Below are 15,892 nucleotides of genomic sequence, written 5' to 3'. Positions count from 1 at the left end.
GGCGATCTCATGTTCAATCCCGCAGTCGATTTTGGTCCCTGGCAGGCGCGGCTGCGAGCCAGCGGCCGCGTGCTGATTCCGGATGCCCTGGATCCCGCGCTGACCGGCGCCCTGGCCCAGGCGCTGGCAGACGTCGCCGACTGGGATCTGGCGATCCGCGACGGCGATACTTCGCGGCTGGCCCGTGCCGGGGAAACCCCGGCCGAGGCGCGGGCGGCGATGATCGCCCGGGCGGCAGCCGACGCACGCGGCCGCTACGCCTTCGCCTACGACAGCTGCATGCTGGTCGAGCGCTACCTCGCCGGGCATGCGCCCGGCAGCCTGCTGCACCGGCTGGTGGACATGCTTCACGCGCCGCCGGTGCTGCAGTTCATCCGCGAGCTGGTCGGCGATCCGGCGATCCGGCGCGTGCTGGTCCAGGCCACGCGCTACCTGCCGGGGCATTTCCTGCGCCGGCACGACGACACCAACGACCCGGGCCAGGACCGCCGCTATGCCTTCGTGATCAATCTGGGCCGCGACTGGCAGGCCGACTGGGGCGGGTTGCTGCAGTTCCTGGATGCGGAAGGAAATGTGGTCGACACCTTCGTGCCGCGCTTCAATTCCCTGTCGCTGTTCCGGGTTCCGCAGTCGCATGCGGTGTCGCTGGTCGCGCCGTGGGCCGAACAGCCGCGGCATGCGTTGACCGGCTGGTTCATGGCCTGACAGGGGCCTGTCTGATGTGACAGGTAAGAAGTGCCGACAACCGGCACATCGGGTCGGTGGGAATCGCGCTACTATGCCCCACGTACCCGGCGGGAGGGGTCATGGCGAACGCCCGTACACGCTACGACACGATCAGCGAATTCATGCAGCGGGAGCACGACGCCACCGGCGCGCTGCTTTACGCCAAGCCCAGCGTGCAGATCAACGGCACGCCGTTCCTGTTCTATACCAACACCGGCATGGCATTCCGCCTGTCTGCGAAGGCGCGCGATTATGCCCTGGCATTGCCGGGCTCGACCGTCTGGTCGCCGCTGGGTGCGGCGCAGGCAAGCAGCCCCTGGGTGCTGGTGCCTGCGTCCCAGTTCCTGCGCTGGGATCGGCTGGCCATCGATGCGCTGCGCCATGCGGAGGCCGGTGATACGCGCCGCCCGCAGGCGCTGCCCAGCCAGGGGCCGCCACCGCTGCCGCCCGCCGCGCACCGCTGGCGCGACAGCATCAAGAACCTCATGGAAAAGGCCAGCGCCCTGCGCCTGGTGCGCTGAGCCGGACCGATCTCACAGCTTTGCCGTAACGGCGCCGTACGCGCCCGGTTGTACGCGTCACGTCGTGCTACCCTACCGGCCTGTAACACTCGGATCGGTAGCGACTGACTCGTTCCGGCCGCACCGGGCTTGCTTCCCGTTCGACCTGTAGCGCTGCTACAGGCCTCATTCCGAAGCGCGCCCGGCACGACCGGCCGTTCGCCAGCCTCTGCCGCTTCTTCGGTTACAGGCCACTAGCACCCGTTTGTCTACCTGTGGTGACCAGGTTCGCACGATGCCCGTTTTTTCCCGTGTTTTCTTCACGTTGACCTGCGCCTTCCTCACCGGGAGCGCCGCCGCCACCACCCAGACCCCAACGGTTCCCGACGCCCAGCAGGCCTTCGCCGCCGAGCAGGCGCGTGAGTTCGGGCTGGATGAAAAAACCGTTCTGGCGACGCTGGCCAAGGCCCAGTACCAGCAGAGCATCATCGACGCGATGACGCGCCCGGCCGAGGCCAAGCCCTGGAAGGCGTACCGCCCGATCTTTATCACGGATGCGCGCATCCGTTCCGGCATCGAGTTTTACCGGGCCAATCGCGAGCTCATTGAACGAATCTCGACCCAGTTCCACGTCGCGCCGGAGATCATCGTCGCGATCATCGGCATCGAAACCAGCTACGGCAAGAATATCGGCAAGTACCGCGTGCTCGATGCCCTGGCAACACTGTCGTTCCATTATCCACCACGGGAAAAATTCTTCCGCGGTGAATTGTCCCAATTGCTTCGTCTGGACGCCGACCGTCTCGCCTATCCGGTGGAGGAGCTCAAGGGATCCTATGCGGGAGCGATGGGATGGGGGCAGTTCATGCCCACGTCCATCGCCAAGTACGCGCAGGACTACGACGGTGACGGCCGCATTGACCTGTGGAATTCCGTGCCCGACATCCTGGCCAGCGTCGCCAACTACTTCCAGAGTTTCGGCTGGGAAGACGCGGGCATCGTGGCGGTCCGCGTGGAACCGGCCGCGGGCGCCCGCGAGATCACGCCGGCCAACAGCGAGCCGGTCTATCCGCTCGAGCAGCTGAGCGCCTGGGGCTATGCCACCACGCTGGACCTGGACCCGCAGCGCCCGGCCACCCTGCTCAAGCTGGAAGCGGAGGCGGGCACCGAATACTGGGTGACGTTCAAGAACTTCCACGTCATCACCCGCTACAACAAGAGTCCGCTGTACGCCATGGCGGTGATGCAGCTGGCCGAATCCATCGCTGCTGGCGTGTCGGAGCCCGTGCCGTGAATAAAGTCCGGTTGGCGGTCGTTGCGTTGGTGGCCCTGGGCGTGAGTGCCTGCGGCGGCCGCCGGAGCCATCGTCCGCCGCCACCGCCGCCGTCCCCGACAGCCCCCAGTGCCTCGACGCATGAACCGGTAGACGATACGCGCCGCGCGCAAGCCGACCGTTACCGCGAGGCGCAGGACAGCGGCCCAAGCAAGGCGATTGACGTCGCCACGATTCCCGAGCCGACGCCCCAGGCCGAACCGCTGTCGCGCTATGGCAACCGTTCGCCGTATTCGGTGCTGGGCAAGACCTACCATGTCCTGCCCAGCGCCAACGGGTATGTCGAACGGGGTATCTCCTCGTGGTACGGCAACAAGTTCCACGGCTACATGACGTCCAGTTTCGAACCGTACGACATGTACAAATTCACGGCGGCCCACAAATCACTGCCGCTGCCGAGCTGGGCGCGGGTGACCAATCTGGAGAATGGTAAAAGTGTCGTCGTGCGCATCAATGACCGCGGCCCCTTCCATGACAACCGCCTGATCGATCTCTCCTATGCTGCCGCCGTGAAGATCGGCGTGTGGCCCAAGGGCACGGGGCTGGTGGAAGTGCGCACCATCGGGCCGGGCGAGGCGAAGGCGGAACTGCCGCCCAGCACGTTCGCGCGCATGCCGCCGCGGCCCAAGCCCGCTCCCAAGCCCGTTCTCGCGGCGCCGCGGCCGGTGCCGCCGCCCGCGCCGGGCAGCGAACCGCATATCTACCTGCAGGTCGGGTCCTACGGCGAAGCGGCCAATGCTGCGCGCGTGGCCCGGCGCATGGAGGAGGCAAACCTGGGCGCTGTCCAGGTCGTCGAGGCCGATGTGAACGGGCGCAAGGTGCGTCGCGTGCGCATCGGGCCCCTGCGCAATGTCGACGAAGCGGACCACCTCACGTCGGAAATCCGTCGCATGGGCCTGGGAGATGCCCGGGTGGCCATCGACTGATGCCGCCGCGCCGGGAACCAAATCGCCCCGCTCCGGGCATCGATCGGCCATCCAGGTCGATTAAGCTTCGGGGCCCAACGCCGGCCGCGTGCCGGGTGACCGTCCTGTTCCACTCCCAAAGCGCCAATCGAGCGCGGATCTAGAGAGTCTCCACTGATGTCCTTTACGCGCCACCTGCTCGCCGCATTCGTCATCACCCTTGCCGGTCACGCCTCCGCCCAGGCACCGGCGCCCGCCGCAACCCCTACGGCCACCGCCACGCCGCGACCGGCGGTGCCGACCGCGTTGAACGTGCCGGTCCCGCCGCCGCCCACGCTTGATGCCACGGCCTGGGTGCTGATGGACTACGCCACCGGCCAGGTGCTGGCCTCGGCCAATCCGGACCAGCGCGTCGAACCGGCGTCGATCACCAAGATCATGACCTCTTATGTCGTCTCGGCCGAGCTTGCCGCCGGCAAGGTCAAGCCGACGGATGAAGTGCACATCAGCGAGAACTCCTGGCGTGGCGGCGGCGGTGGAACCGACGGCTCCACCAGCTTCCTGGGTGTCGGTACGAAGGTGAAACTGCACGACGTGCTGCTGGGCATGATCGTGCAGTCGGGCAATGACGCTGCTATCGCCCTGGCCGAGCACGTGGCGGGCTCCGAGGCGGTGTTCGCCCAGCTCATGAACCAGTACGCCCAGCGGCTGGGGCTCAAGGACACCCACTTCGTCAACGCCAGTGGCCTGTCCAGCCCGGAGCACTACACCACGGCACGGGACGTTGCCACGCTGTCGCGTGCGCTGATCCGCGACTTCCCGGAGGATTACAAGATCTACGCAATGAAGGAGTTCGAGTGGAATGGCATCAAGCAGCACAACCGCAATACGCTGTTGTGGCGCGATGCCTCGGTCGATGGCATCAAGACCGGCCATCACTCCACGGCCGGATTCTGCCTGGCGGCCTCGGCCAAGCGGGGTGAAGAGCGCCTGATCACCGTCATCATGGGCACCAAGGGCGAAAAAGCCCGCGCCGACATGACCCAGGAACTCCTGAACTACGGTTTTCGCTTCTACGAAAGCCACCAGCTGTACGCGGCCGCCAGGCCAATTGCCGAGCCGACCCTGTGGAAGGGCGAGTCCAACACCATCAAGCTGGGCGTGGCCGAAGACGTCACCGTCACGCTGCCGCGTGGACGCTATGGCGACCTCAAGGCGGCGATGGATGTGCCGGGCCGCTTCGTGGCACCGTTTACCAAGGGCCAGAAGCTCGGTACGTTGAAGATCACGCTCGACGGCAATGTGCTGACGGAACGGCCGATCATCGCCATGGAGGAGTACGGCGAGGGCGGGTTCTTCAAGCGGCTGGGAGACGGCGTGATGTTGTGGTTCAAGAGCGACGAGGCGGTTCAGCCGTCGGCGCAACCGGATACGAAGTGATGCGAAACCTGGACGATCTGCAACCCGAATCACCGCAACAGGGCTTCCAGTTCCCGGGTGTCTTCGAGATCACGGCGCTGGGCAATGCCACGGCGGACCTGGCCAACAAGGTGCCGGCCATTCTCGACGGCATCGGCCTGACGGTACTGGCCGGCAGTACGCGCACGCGGCCCTCGCGCGAGGGCAACTACCTGGCCGTGAGCGTCAGCTTCACCTGCCCGACGCGGGAGAAATACGACGCCGCCCACGCCGCCCTTCGGGCCGATCCGGATATCCGTTGGACCCTGTGACCGCGCCCACGTGGCACGGTTGTTGGATACTGCCATGCACGCCCTCACATCGGCGGCACCTGCCGCCGACGCCGCACACCCCGTGACCGATACCGCCGACCGAAACGACGTCCTTGTCCGCCGCCTGCCGGGGCTGTGGCCCTACGAGCCGGTGTGGCGCGCAATGCAGGCCTTTACCGATCGCCGTGACGACGCCACGGCGGACGAACTGTGGGTGCTCCAGCACGAACCGGTATTCACACTCGGCCAGGCCGGCAAGCCGGAGCACGTGCTGGCGCCCGGGGATATCCCGGTCATCCCGGTCGACCGGGGTGGCCAGGTCACCTACCACGGCCCCGGCCAGATCGTGGCCTATCCCCTGATCGACCTGCGCCGGCGCGGCATCGGCGTGCGCGCCCTGGTCGACCGGATCGAGCAGGCCATCATCGACACGCTGGGTGACTGGAATATCGAGGCGCTGCGCCGCGAAGGCGCGCCCGGCGTCTACGTCGGCGACGCCAAGGTCGCCGCCCTGGGGTTGCGCGTGCGGCGTGGCTGCAGTTTCCACGGCCTGGCCTTCAATGTGGCCATGGACCTGGAGCCCTTCCAGCGTATCAATCCGTGTGGTTATAAGGGTTTGGCGGTGACCCAGGTGCTAGACTTGGGCGGCCCGTCAAGCCTTGCGGTGCTCGAAACCACGCTGATCGAAGCCCTGTGTCGTCAGCTCGGTCTGACGCCGCGGGCCGCCGATCCCCACTTACCCGCGGCCGCGATCCCCGTGGCCGCCACCGCGTGAGTTCCATGGATAACTCCACACCCAAGGCCATTCCCATTGTCGTCGTCGGCGAGAAACAGCTCGGCGAAGACAAGATCTCCCGCAACCGCGCCGTGTTTGATTCGGCGCCGCGCCTGCGCAAGCCGGACTGGATCCGCGTGCGCATTCCGCCCGGCAATGCGGTGGCCAAGCTCAAGGCAAAGCTGCGCGAGAATCGCCTGGTCACGGTGTGCGAAGAGGCATCCTGTCCGAATATCCATGAGTGTTTCGGCAAAGGCACGGCCACGTTCATGATCCTGGGCGAGGTCTGCACGCGCCGCTGTTCCTTCTGCGACGTGGCCCATGGCCGCCCCAAGCCGCCCGATGCGGATGAGCCGCGCCATCTGGCCGAGACAATCCGCGACATGGGCCTGCGCTATGTGGTGATCACCTCGGTGGACCGGGATGACCTGCGCGATGGCGGTGCCCAGCATTTCGCCGACTGCATCCGCCTGGTGCGTGAGCAGAGCCCGTCCATCCAGATCGAGATCCTCACCCCGGATTTCCGCGGCAAGGGCCGCATGGAGCGGGCGCTGGAAATCCTCGCCACCGCGCCGCCGGATGTGTTCAACCACAACCTGGAAACGGTTCGCGAGCTCTACCGGGAAGTGCGCCCGGGTGCCGACTACGACTGGTCGCTGGAGCTCCTGCAGCGTTTCAAGGCACAGCACCCGAACGTGCCGACCAAGTCGGGCATCATGCTCGGTCTGGGCGAAACCTTCGAACAGGTGGAAGGTGCATTGCGCGATTTGCGGGCCCACGCGGTGGATATGGTGACCATCGGTCAATACCTGCAACCTACGCCGCATCACCATCCGGTAATCCGTTACTGGACGCCCGATGAATTCAAGGCGTTGGAAACTCTTGGCTACGCGCTGGGTTTCCAGCATGTTGCGTCGGGACCCATGGTTCGTTCGTCTTATCATGCGGACGAGATGGCGCACGCGGCAGGAATTACCCAGGTCGCGTAACCCGGAGCCGGGCCGTCGTAACGGCCTGGCGCGGTGATCGCACCGGTCGCGGAAGGGTCGGGTGCAGGCTGGCCCGATTCGTGGAACAACGAGCGCAGGCGTGCCCTGCGCCCGTTGACGGGCAAAGGGGGAGGGAACCTCCCGCCCGGCAGGCTGTCAGGGAACTTCCGGCCCTCCGGATGTTCCGCGGACCATGGAAGGTTCGCACGCGTATCCGGCAACGGGTTGCCGGGTGCGGCGGAACCCAATCGCGTTTCTGCGGAGATCGACATGCGCAAGACCCTTATCGCCCTCGCACTCCTCGCCTCCGGCCTTGCCGTGGCAAAGCCGACGACCCAGGAGGCGGGCGGAGCGCTGCTCAAGCCCGCGGAAGACCAGGCCGAGGCGGCCATCTGGGCGTCGCGGTTCCTGACGCGCTTCCACTACAAGGCCATGCCGCTGGACGATGCGATGTCGGTGAAGATGTTCGACGGCTACTTCAAGTCGCTCGACCCCGACCGCCTGTTCTTCCTGCAGTCGGACGTGGACAAATTCATGGCCACGCGTGACCAGCTCGACGATGCGATCTTCAATCGCGACCTGTCGATGCCGTTTGGCGTGTTTAACGTGTACCTCCAGCGTGTGGCCGAGCGCACCGCCTACTCGCGCAAGCTGCTGGAGAAGCCGGTCGACCTGACCGCACAGGAAACCTACGAGTTCGATCGTGAAAAGGCCGCCTGGCCCAAGGACGTCAACGAGCTCGACGACCTGTGGCGAAAGCGCGTCAAGAACGACGTGCTGCGCCTGAAGCTCGCCGGCAAGAAGGACGACGAGATCCGCAAGACCCTCGACAAGCGCTACGCCGGCTTTCTCGAGCGCGTCGGGCAGATCAACGCCGAGGACGTCTTCCAGACGTTCATGAACGCGTACGCCACCTCGATCGAGCCGCACACCAACTACCTCGGCCCGCGTGCCAGCGAGAACTTCGATATCGCGATGAAGCTCTCGCTCGAGGGCATCGGTGCGGTGCTGCAGCGCGAAGACGAATACACCGCCATCCGCGAAATCGTCCCGGGCGGCCCGGCGGCGCTGTCGGGCAAGCTCAAGGTCGGCGATCGGATCGTTGGCGTGGGGCAGGGCGAGCACGGCCCGATCAACGATGTGATCGGCTGGCGCCTGGATGACGTGGTCGAGCAGATCCGCGGTCAGAAAGACACCACGGTACGCCTGGAGGTACTGCCCTCCGACGCCGGCCCCGACGGCAAGCACACGCTGCTCTCGCTGGTGCGCAAGAAAGTCTCCATCGAGGAGCAGGCGGCCAAGAAGCAGGTGATCGAAATCAAGGACGGCGAGGCAACGCGCCGCATCGGCGTGATCCAGCTGCCGACGTTCTACCAGGACTTCGACGCCCGCCGCCGCGGTGACAAGGACTACAAGAGCGCCACGCGCGACACGGCCAAGCTGCTGGCCGAGCTCAAGTCCGAGAACGTCGACGGCGTGCTGATCGACCTGCGCAACAACGGCGGCGGATCGCTGTCGGAGGCGACGGAACTGACGGGCCTGTTTATCGACAAGGGGCCCGTGGTGCAGGTGCGCAATGCACAGGGCCGCGTCGAGTCGGAGGATGACACCCAGCGCGGCATGACCTGGGACGGCCCGATGGCCGTGATGGTGAACCGCGGATCGGCATCGGCCTCGGAGATCTTTGCCGCTGCCATCCAGGACTACGGACGCGGCCTGATCATCGGCGAACCGACCTTCGGCAAGGGAACCGTGCAGAACCTGGTCGATCTGGACCAGGTCGCGCAGAACGAGAAGCCTAAGTTCGGCGAGCTCAAGATGACCATCGCGCAGTTCTTCCGCATCAATGGCGGCACCACGCAGTTGCGTGGCGTCGTCCCGGACGTGCCCTTCCCGGATGCCGGCGATGCCCGCGAATTCGGTGAATCCAGCTACGACAACGCGCTGCCGTGGACTTCGATCACTCCCGCCGATTTCAACGCCGTGGCCGATCTCAAGCCGGTCGTGCCGCTGCTGATTTCGCGCCACGAGGCCCGCGTGGCCAAGTCCAGGGAATGGCAGTACTTCGCCGAGGACCAGTCGGAAATCAAACGCCTGCGCCAGGAAAAGACGGTGTCGCTCAACGAAGAGGTGCGCCGCAAGGAGCGCGACGAGCAGGAGGCGCGCAAGAAGGCTCGTGACGCGGAGAAGCTGGCCGCGCAGAACACGCGCTCGGATGGCGCTGCAGTCGGACAGAACAGCGCCAGTGCGTCGGCCGAGTCACTGGCCAACAGCGATGACGGCCTGCAGGCGGACGAGCGCAGCATCAAGAGCCAGGTCGAGCGCGAGAAGCTCGCCAAGGACCAGAAAGACATCGTGCTGGACGAGGCCGCCCATATCCTCGCGGATGAAGTTGGCCTGATCCGGGCGGATACCAAGCTCGCCCAGCAGTTGCTGCCAAACCGGGAAAAAATCGGCGTCGACTGACGCCTCGCCGCACTGTCTTATCTGCGAACACCGCCGCTTGCCGGCGGTGTTCGCGTTTCTGGCGGACGCGGCCGTCGTGCCCACCGGCGAAGCATCCGCCGGATGTGGCAGTTGACGCCAATTGCACAATGCGTTGAGATCGCTTTGCCGCGGCGGCGGAGGTTCTTCCGTCGTCGTCCTGGCATCGGTTCACAGGCGGTGGCATCCCCCGGGAGGCACGCATGCCAAGGACGCTATCGACGCCGGATTTTCGCGTCCTGTTCGAGTCGGCACCCGGTCTCTATCTGGTGCTGGCGCCCGACCTGACCATTCTCGCCGCCAGCGAGGCGTACCTTGCCGCCACGATGACCCGGCGTGAGGCCATCGTCGGCCGCTTCCTTTTCGACGTATTCCCGGACAACCCCGACGATCCCCAGGCCAGCGGGGAACGCAACCTGCGTACCTCGCTGGCGCGTGTGCTGGCCGACAAGGTCGCCGATGCGATGGCGATCCAGAAATACGACATCCGTCGGCCGGAGTCAGAAGGGGGCGGATTCGAAGAGCGTTTCTGGAGCCCGGTCAATTCGCCGGTGCTCGGACCCGATGGCGAGGTCCGCTACATCATTCATCGCGTCGAAGAAGTCACCGAGTTCGTCCGGCTCCGGCAGCAGGGGTCGGAGCAGGCGCAACGCGCGGAGAACTTCCGGATCCGCGCCGAACAGGTCGAGGCCGAGATCTTCGACCGGGCACGCGAAGTCCAGGCCGCGAACCGCCGCATCGAACAGGCCAACCAGGAGCTGGCCCGCCTGTACGCCAATGCCAAGGAACTCGATGAGCTCAAGACGCGCTTCTTCGCCAATGTCAGCCACGAACTGCGGACACCGCTCAGCCTGATCCTGGGGCCGGTGGAGCGTCTGCTCGGGCGCGATCTGCCCGAAGACGCCGCCGACGCGCTGCGTCTGGTCCAGCGCAGCGCGCAGACATTGCTGCGGCACGTGAATGATCTGCTGGACGTCGCGAAACTCGACGCCGGCAAGATGGCGGTGAGCTGGAGTGATGTCGATCTGTCGCGCCTGACGCGCCTGGTAGCCGCCCCGTTCGAGTCGCTCGCGCAGGATCGCGGTATCGCCTTCGCGCTCCACGTCGCGGCGGATGTGATCACACGGACGGATTCGGAAAAGTACGAACGTATTCTTTTAAATATTTTGTCCAATGCGTTCAAGTTCACGCCAGTACCCGGCTCGGTGGAGCTGCATCTGGCGCGCGACGACGATGCCGTCGTGCTCCACGTGGGCGACAGTGGCCCGGGTGTGCCGATGGAACTGCGCGAGGTGATCTTCGAGCCCTTCCGCCAGGTCGACGATGTACATACCCGCCGCTACGGCGGAACGGGCCTGGGGTTGGCCATCACGCGCGAGTTCGCCGAGCTGCTCGGCGGTGAAGTGACGGTGGCGGAGTCTCCCGCGGGTGGGGCACTGTTTACCGTGCGCCTGCCGTGGATCGCGGTGGCACACGCGCCAGCGGCGCCGGTGATGTCGGGCAGCCAGGGATGGTCCGTGGCGCAGCTGGTGCTCGGCGATCTGGCGCCGCATTCCCGCGCGGCTGCCGGTGGTCTTTCCACTGCGGTGGAAGACGAGCGCCCCATCGTGCTCGTCGTGGAAGACAACCTCGACATGCAGCATTTCATCTGCGATGCGCTCGCGCCGTACTACCGCACCGCAGGGGCGTGCACGGGGCACGAGGGGGTCGACGCCGCCGTGTCCCTGCGGCCGGACCTGATTCTCAGCGACATGATGATGCCGGACATGAGCGGCGAGGCCCTGACCCAGTCCCTGCGCGGCCTGGCGGAATTTGACACGGTGCCCATCATTCTCCTGACCGCCAAGGCGGACGATGCGCTCAAGGTTCGTCTGCTGCGCGCCGGCGTGCAGGACTTCATGACAAAACCCTTTCTGGTCGATGAGCTGCTGGCACGGGTGGCCAATCTGCTGGCGCTGTCGCGCGCACGCCGTGTGCTGCAGGACGAGCTCGCCTCGACCGAGGCCGACGTGATCCAGCTCGCCCGCGAGCTGGGGCTGCGCAAGCGCTCGCTGGAACAGGCGCTGGACAACCTGCACCAGCGTGATCTGGCTCTGCAGCGCCTGAACGATGAGCTGGAGCAGCGCGTCGCCGAGCGCACGGAGCAGCTGACCGCCGCGCGCGACGACCTGGAGGTGTTCTCCTTCTCCGCATCGCACGAACTGCGGGCGCCGCTGCGCCACCTGATGGGGTTCGCCGGCCTCCTGCGCGAACGGTACGGCTCGCGGCTGGACGAGGACGGCCACACGTTCCTGCGCTACATCATCGATGGCGGCCGGCGCATGACCGAGCTGATGGACGCGCTGCTGGAACTGGGACGCGTACGTCGAACCGAGGTGACCTGGAGCCAGATTGACCTGGCTGGCGCGATTGAAGAGGTGCGGCAGGAACTCAAGCCCGACTGGCAGCAGCGCCAGGTGGTATGGGAGATCGGGGCGCTGCCGGCGGTTGACGGTGATTCGCGCCTGATCAAGATCGTGCTGCGCAACCTGCTCGGCAATGCGCTCAAGTACTCGAAGGGGCGCGAGGTCGCGCATATCCGGATCGGTGCCGACGACAACGAGGATGGCACCGTGCACGTGTGGATCGCCGACAACGGCGTCGGCTTCGACATGCGCTTTGCCAACCGGTTGTTCGGCGTTTTCAAGCGGTTGCATTCACCCGAGGAATTTGCCGGTTCCGGCCTTGGGCTGGCCACCGCCAAGCGTATCGTCGAGAAGCACCGCGGTCGCATCTGGGCCGACTCGCGCGAAGGCGAGGGCGCCACGTTCCATATCCAGCTGGGCCGGCACCTCGCCGATGTTTCACCGGATGCCGTCCCCGGGACAGTGGCCGCCCGCGGCGGCATGCCATCCCGGGGTATGCCGGATCAGCCGTAGCGGCGCTGCAGGAACGCGTAGTAGGCGCGCAGGCCCTGTGCTTCGCCACCCTTGGGTTTGCCCGGGCGTTCGCCGTCGTTCCAGGAATAGACGTCCAGGTGCACCCAGGGCAGCGATTCGGGCACGAAGCGCTCCAGGTAGAGCGCCGCGGTAATCGCTCCCGCGTGGCGCGAGGCACCGGCGTTGGCGATGTCGGCGATCGAGGACTCGAGCAGGGTGAGATAGGGGCGCCATAGCGGCATGCGCCAGAGCGGGTCCTGCGTGACGCGGCCGGCTTCGAGCAGGCTGTCGGCCAGGTCGTCGCGATTGGCGAAAACGCCGGGCAGGTCCGGTCCCAATGCCACGCGCGCGGCGCCGGTGAGCGTGGCGAAATCCAGCAGCAGGTCCGGTTTCTGTTCCGCGGCATAGCTGATCGCGTCGCACAGCACCAGGCGGCCTTCCGCGTCGGTGTTATCAATCTCGACCGTGATGCCAGCCCGCGTGGTGATCACTTCACCCGGACGATACGCATTGCCGGCAATTGCGTTCTCGACGGCCGGCACCAGCAGGGTCAGGCGGATCGGCAGCCTGGTGCGCATGATCAGGCCGGCCAGGGCGATCGCGTGTGCGGCGCCGCCCATGTCCTTCTTCATCCAGCGCATGCCATCGGCCGGCTTGATGTCGAGACCGCCCGTATCGAAGCAGACGCCTTTGCCGATGATCACGACGTGCGGGCCCTTCTTGCCCCAGGTCAGCTCGGCCAGGCGCGGCGGACGGTGGCTGGCGCGACCCACGGCATGAATCGTCGGGAAATTGGCCTTGAGCAACTGGTCGCCGACCCACTCGCGGAACTTCGCTCCATGCTCGCTGGCCAGCTCCTGCATGTGACCGCACAGCTCGGCCGGACCCATGTCCTGGGTGGGCGTGTTGACGAGGTCACGAACCCGATAGACGGCTTCGGCCAATGGCGCCACGGCCTTCCAGGTGGCACTGTCGATCGACAGTCGCGCCGGGGCGCGACGGGCTTTGCGGTAGCGCGTGAACTGGTACGAACCCAGTGTCCAGCCCAGCGCGGCAGCGACCGGATCAAGCGTGTCGGTGGCGAGGCGGTAATCGCCCGCGGGCAGCCGCAGGGGCAGGCTGGCCAGCGCATACACATCGTCCCGGCGACTCCCGACGCCGGCCAGCACGCACCGTGTCGAACCGTCTTCGGCGGGCACCGCGATCAGGGCGCCGGCGTCGGGCTTGAACCCTTGTGCCTGCACCCATTGGCGGGCGGCATCACCCAGCGAGGCCAGCTGGGCCTCCAGCTGGTCGGCGCTGACGGGAATGAGCGCGACGGCGCGTGCGCCGCGACGGTGTTCAACCAATCCTTGCATGCGTATTCCTGGAACGTTCTGGAAAGAAAATCACCGACAACACGGATGCGCCGGTCGTTCGTCGTGCCTGGCTATGTCGCGTTGCTGTGGCCGGCCGCACAGGCCCATGACGTCCCAACCACGTCACCTTGTACCGCCCGGTCAACGCCCCGCCCCTGAAGCAACCGCCAACGTGCTGCGCCGTAGGTTGTGTTCCTAGTATGCCGGTTTCACGCGGCCAAACGCAGATCGAGCCAGTCCGCCAGTTCGCCCAGATGCGTGAAGCTCATGTCGGGTTCCGGCAGGTCGCCCCAGGCCGCGCCGGTGCGATTGATCCAGGCCGTGCGCAGGCCGGCTTCGCGGGCTCCGCGCACATCGAGCAGCGGGTCGTCACCGACGTGCAGCACATTGGCCGGTGCGACGCCGACCACAGCGCAGGCCGCGAGGAAGATCTCCGGCGCCGGCTTGGGCTTGCCGAATTCGCGTGCCGATACGCTGTGCGCGAAATGCGGGCGCAGGCCGATGCGATCCAGATCGGCGTTTCCGTTGGACAGGCTGACCAGCGGACAGCGCGCCGAAAGACGCGCGAGCGCGGGCAGGACGTCGTCGAAGAGGTCCACCTGGTTGCGCGCGGCGTAGAACGCCGCAAAGGCAGCCTCGACATGATCTTCGCCATAGCCGTGCGGTGTGAATGCGGCACGCAGGCTGAGTTTGCGCTGCTCGGTGAAGTCGTGTGCCAGGTGCGGGTTTTCGTTCGCGATGCGTTCGCGCAGGGCACGCATGCCCGCGACGGGGTAGGCGTCAGCCACCGACGGGCAGTGCTCGCGCAGCCAGCGGTCCAGTTGCTGCTCGGCGCGCAGCACGATGGGCGCGATCGGCCAGAGGGTGTCGTCCAGGTCCAGACTGATGGCAAGGATCTGCATGCGTCCGTCTTTAGTTGCCGACCTTGCCGTCCGCCTTGGCGTCGCGGGCCTGGTCCGCCCGCTCCTTGGCCGCCTGCGTGGCGGGCGAGGTGGGTGCGACGCGCGTCAGCGCCGCCGCCGTGGCGATGGGCGCCGAAACCGGCGTTTCATTGACCTTGGTTTCAATCATCGCCACGCGTGTGGCATCGGCATCCTTGAGATTGAGCCCGTCGGCGTAGGGCACCAGTTGGCGCTTGCGCAGCGTTGCCTTGGCGGACGGTGTTTCCAGCCAGGCGATGAACTCCTTCACCTCGGCGGCCTTTGCGCTGTCCTCGCGCAGGGCCAGATAGATCGGGGTGTAGAGCGGATAGCTGCCGTCGCCGACGCTGGCGGTGGACGGCACCACGCCTTCGACCTGGAGGATCTTGAGCTTGGCATTGCCGGCGGCGTTGGACAGCGTGCTCACGCCGAAACCGGCGGGATCGAGCGTAATCCCTTCTTCCAGTTTGGAAGTATTCAAATAAAGCCGTGGCGTCGCCACGCGCTGCTCGCCGTTCTTGAACAGCAGCGCGCGCAGGGCGTATTCCACGCCGTCGAGCGGGCCGGTAACCGCGTAGGCATTGATCGGCTGGTCCTTGCCGCCCAGGAGCTTCCAGTTGTCGGCGCGGCCGTAGTACACGCGCCAGATGTCCTTGAGCGTGATGTTGCTGACCGGATTGGACGGCGAGGTGAGGATCACCAGGCCGTCCCAGGCGATCGGGACGAAGGTCAGGCCGCTTTCCTCCGCGCGCTTGCCGTGTGCGGGACGCAGGCTGCCGGCAAAATCCGCGCTGCCGTTGGCGGCAGCGTCGATGCCGGAGATCGTGCTGAACGGCGTGACCTCGATGCGGATCTTCTTCTCGCGTTCGTACTGCCTGGCCAGTTCCGTCATCACGCCGCGTGCGGTGGCGTGATCGCCGCGCCAGGCCAGTGTGACCTTGGCGGGCGTTGCCTTCGCGGGGGCCTTGGCAGTGGCCGGCTTTGCATCGGCCTTGACGGCAGGTCTGGCCGCCGGCGCTGCCGCCGCCGGCTTTGCCGCCGCGGCAGGCGCTGGTGTCGCAGGTTTGGTCGCTGGCGCCGCCGGCGTTGGTGCCGCCGGTGGCGTCTGCGCCGCTGCCGACGCGTGGAAGAAAATCCCGGCGCTCATCGCCAGCGGAAGAAACGCGCGCGCAAGCGCGCCGCGGAAGGACTGGGAAGTTTTCACGTAACGCCAACCTGACAAACCACTGAACGGCGACACCTTACCACGCGCGC

General features: G+C 66.3%; 13 protein-coding genes. 10 read left to right on the top strand and 3 right to left on the bottom strand.

Annotation, left to right across the window (positions count from 1 at the left end):
• Window positions 1–9: 9 nt before the first annotated feature.
• The 10 genes from N4264_RS25265 (at window position 10) to N4264_RS25220 (ending at window position 12,360) form a co-directional block, all read left to right on the top strand.
• Window positions 10–705 (top strand): 2OG-Fe(II) oxygenase, encoded by a 696-nt coding sequence (locus N4264_RS25265; RefSeq protein ID WP_261694969.1) that lies wholly within the window; start codon window positions 10–12, stop codon window positions 703–705.
• Between the two features lie 101 nt (window positions 706–806).
• The gene (locus N4264_RS25260; RefSeq protein ID WP_261694968.1) at window positions 807–1,247 is read left to right on the top strand and encodes a hypothetical protein; all 441 of its coding nucleotides are present in this window, start codon (window positions 807–809) and stop codon (window positions 1,245–1,247) included.
• Window positions 1,248–1,521: 274 nt separating this feature from the next.
• Window positions 1,522–2,520 carry a lytic murein transglycosylase B gene (gene mltB / locus N4264_RS25255; protein ID WP_261694967.1) on the top strand — a complete coding sequence of 333 codons (999 nt, stop codon included), beginning with the start codon at window positions 1,522–1,524 and terminating at the stop codon, window positions 2,518–2,520.
• A complete protein-coding gene (locus N4264_RS25250; protein WP_261694966.1) occupies window positions 2,517–3,485 on the top strand; it encodes a septal ring lytic transglycosylase RlpA family protein in 969 nt (322 codons plus the stop codon). Before mltB ends, N4264_RS25250 begins: the two co-directional genes overlap by 4 nt.
• A 156-nt stretch (window positions 3,486–3,641) precedes the next feature.
• Window positions 3,642–4,904, top strand: a complete 1,263-nt coding sequence (locus N4264_RS25245) for a D-alanyl-D-alanine carboxypeptidase family protein (protein ID WP_261694965.1) — start codon at window positions 3,642–3,644, stop codon at window positions 4,902–4,904.
• On the top strand, window positions 4,904–5,194 hold the full coding sequence (locus N4264_RS25240; protein WP_261694964.1) for a DUF493 family protein: 291 nt from the start codon (window positions 4,904–4,906) through the stop codon (window positions 5,192–5,194). Before N4264_RS25245 ends, N4264_RS25240 begins: the two co-directional genes overlap by 1 nt.
• A 34-nt stretch (window positions 5,195–5,228) precedes the next feature.
• A complete protein-coding gene (gene lipB, locus N4264_RS25235) occupies window positions 5,229–5,969 on the top strand; it encodes a lipoyl(octanoyl) transferase LipB (protein ID WP_261694963.1) in 741 nt (246 codons plus the stop codon).
• Between the two features lie 5 nt (window positions 5,970–5,974).
• On the top strand, window positions 5,975–6,958 hold the full coding sequence (gene lipA, locus N4264_RS25230; RefSeq protein ID WP_261694962.1) for a lipoyl synthase: 984 nt from the start codon (window positions 5,975–5,977) through the stop codon (window positions 6,956–6,958).
• 270 nt (window positions 6,959–7,228) lie between these two features.
• Window positions 7,229–9,424 carry a carboxy terminal-processing peptidase gene (locus N4264_RS25225; protein ID WP_261694961.1) on the top strand — a complete coding sequence of 732 codons (2,196 nt, stop codon included), beginning with the start codon at window positions 7,229–7,231 and terminating at the stop codon, window positions 9,422–9,424.
• A gap of 221 nt (window positions 9,425–9,645) precedes the next feature.
• Window positions 9,646–12,360 (top strand): ATP-binding protein, encoded by a 2,715-nt coding sequence (locus N4264_RS25220; protein ID WP_261694960.1) that lies wholly within the window; start codon window positions 9,646–9,648, stop codon window positions 12,358–12,360.
• Here the strand turns inward: N4264_RS25220 and N4264_RS25215 are convergent.
• From N4264_RS25215 to N4264_RS25205, 3 genes are all read right to left on the bottom strand, one after another.
• The gene (locus N4264_RS25215) at window positions 12,351–13,718 is read right to left on the bottom strand and encodes a leucyl aminopeptidase family protein (RefSeq protein WP_261694959.1); all 1,368 of its coding nucleotides are present in this window, start codon (window positions 13,716–13,718) and stop codon (window positions 12,351–12,353) included. The genes N4264_RS25220 and N4264_RS25215 overlap by 10 nt on opposite strands.
• Before the next feature lie 209 nt (window positions 13,719–13,927).
• Entirely contained in the window at window positions 13,928–14,620 is a 693-nt protein-coding gene (locus N4264_RS25210; RefSeq protein ID WP_261694958.1) for an HAD family hydrolase, read from the bottom strand.
• A 10-nt stretch (window positions 14,621–14,630) separates the two neighbouring features.
• Window positions 14,631–15,842 carry a substrate-binding domain-containing protein gene (locus N4264_RS25205; protein WP_261694957.1) on the bottom strand — a complete coding sequence of 404 codons (1,212 nt, stop codon included), beginning with the start codon at window positions 15,840–15,842 and terminating at the stop codon, window positions 14,631–14,633.
• Window positions 15,843–15,892: the final 50 nt, after the last annotated feature.

Origin of the sequence: Tahibacter amnicola, assembly GCF_025398735.1 — a bacterium.
Taxonomy (GTDB): Bacteria; Pseudomonadota; Gammaproteobacteria; order Xanthomonadales; family Rhodanobacteraceae; genus Tahibacter; species Tahibacter amnicola.
Note: the sequence above shows the minus strand (reverse complement) of the source record. Positions and strands in the feature narration are given on the sequence as shown.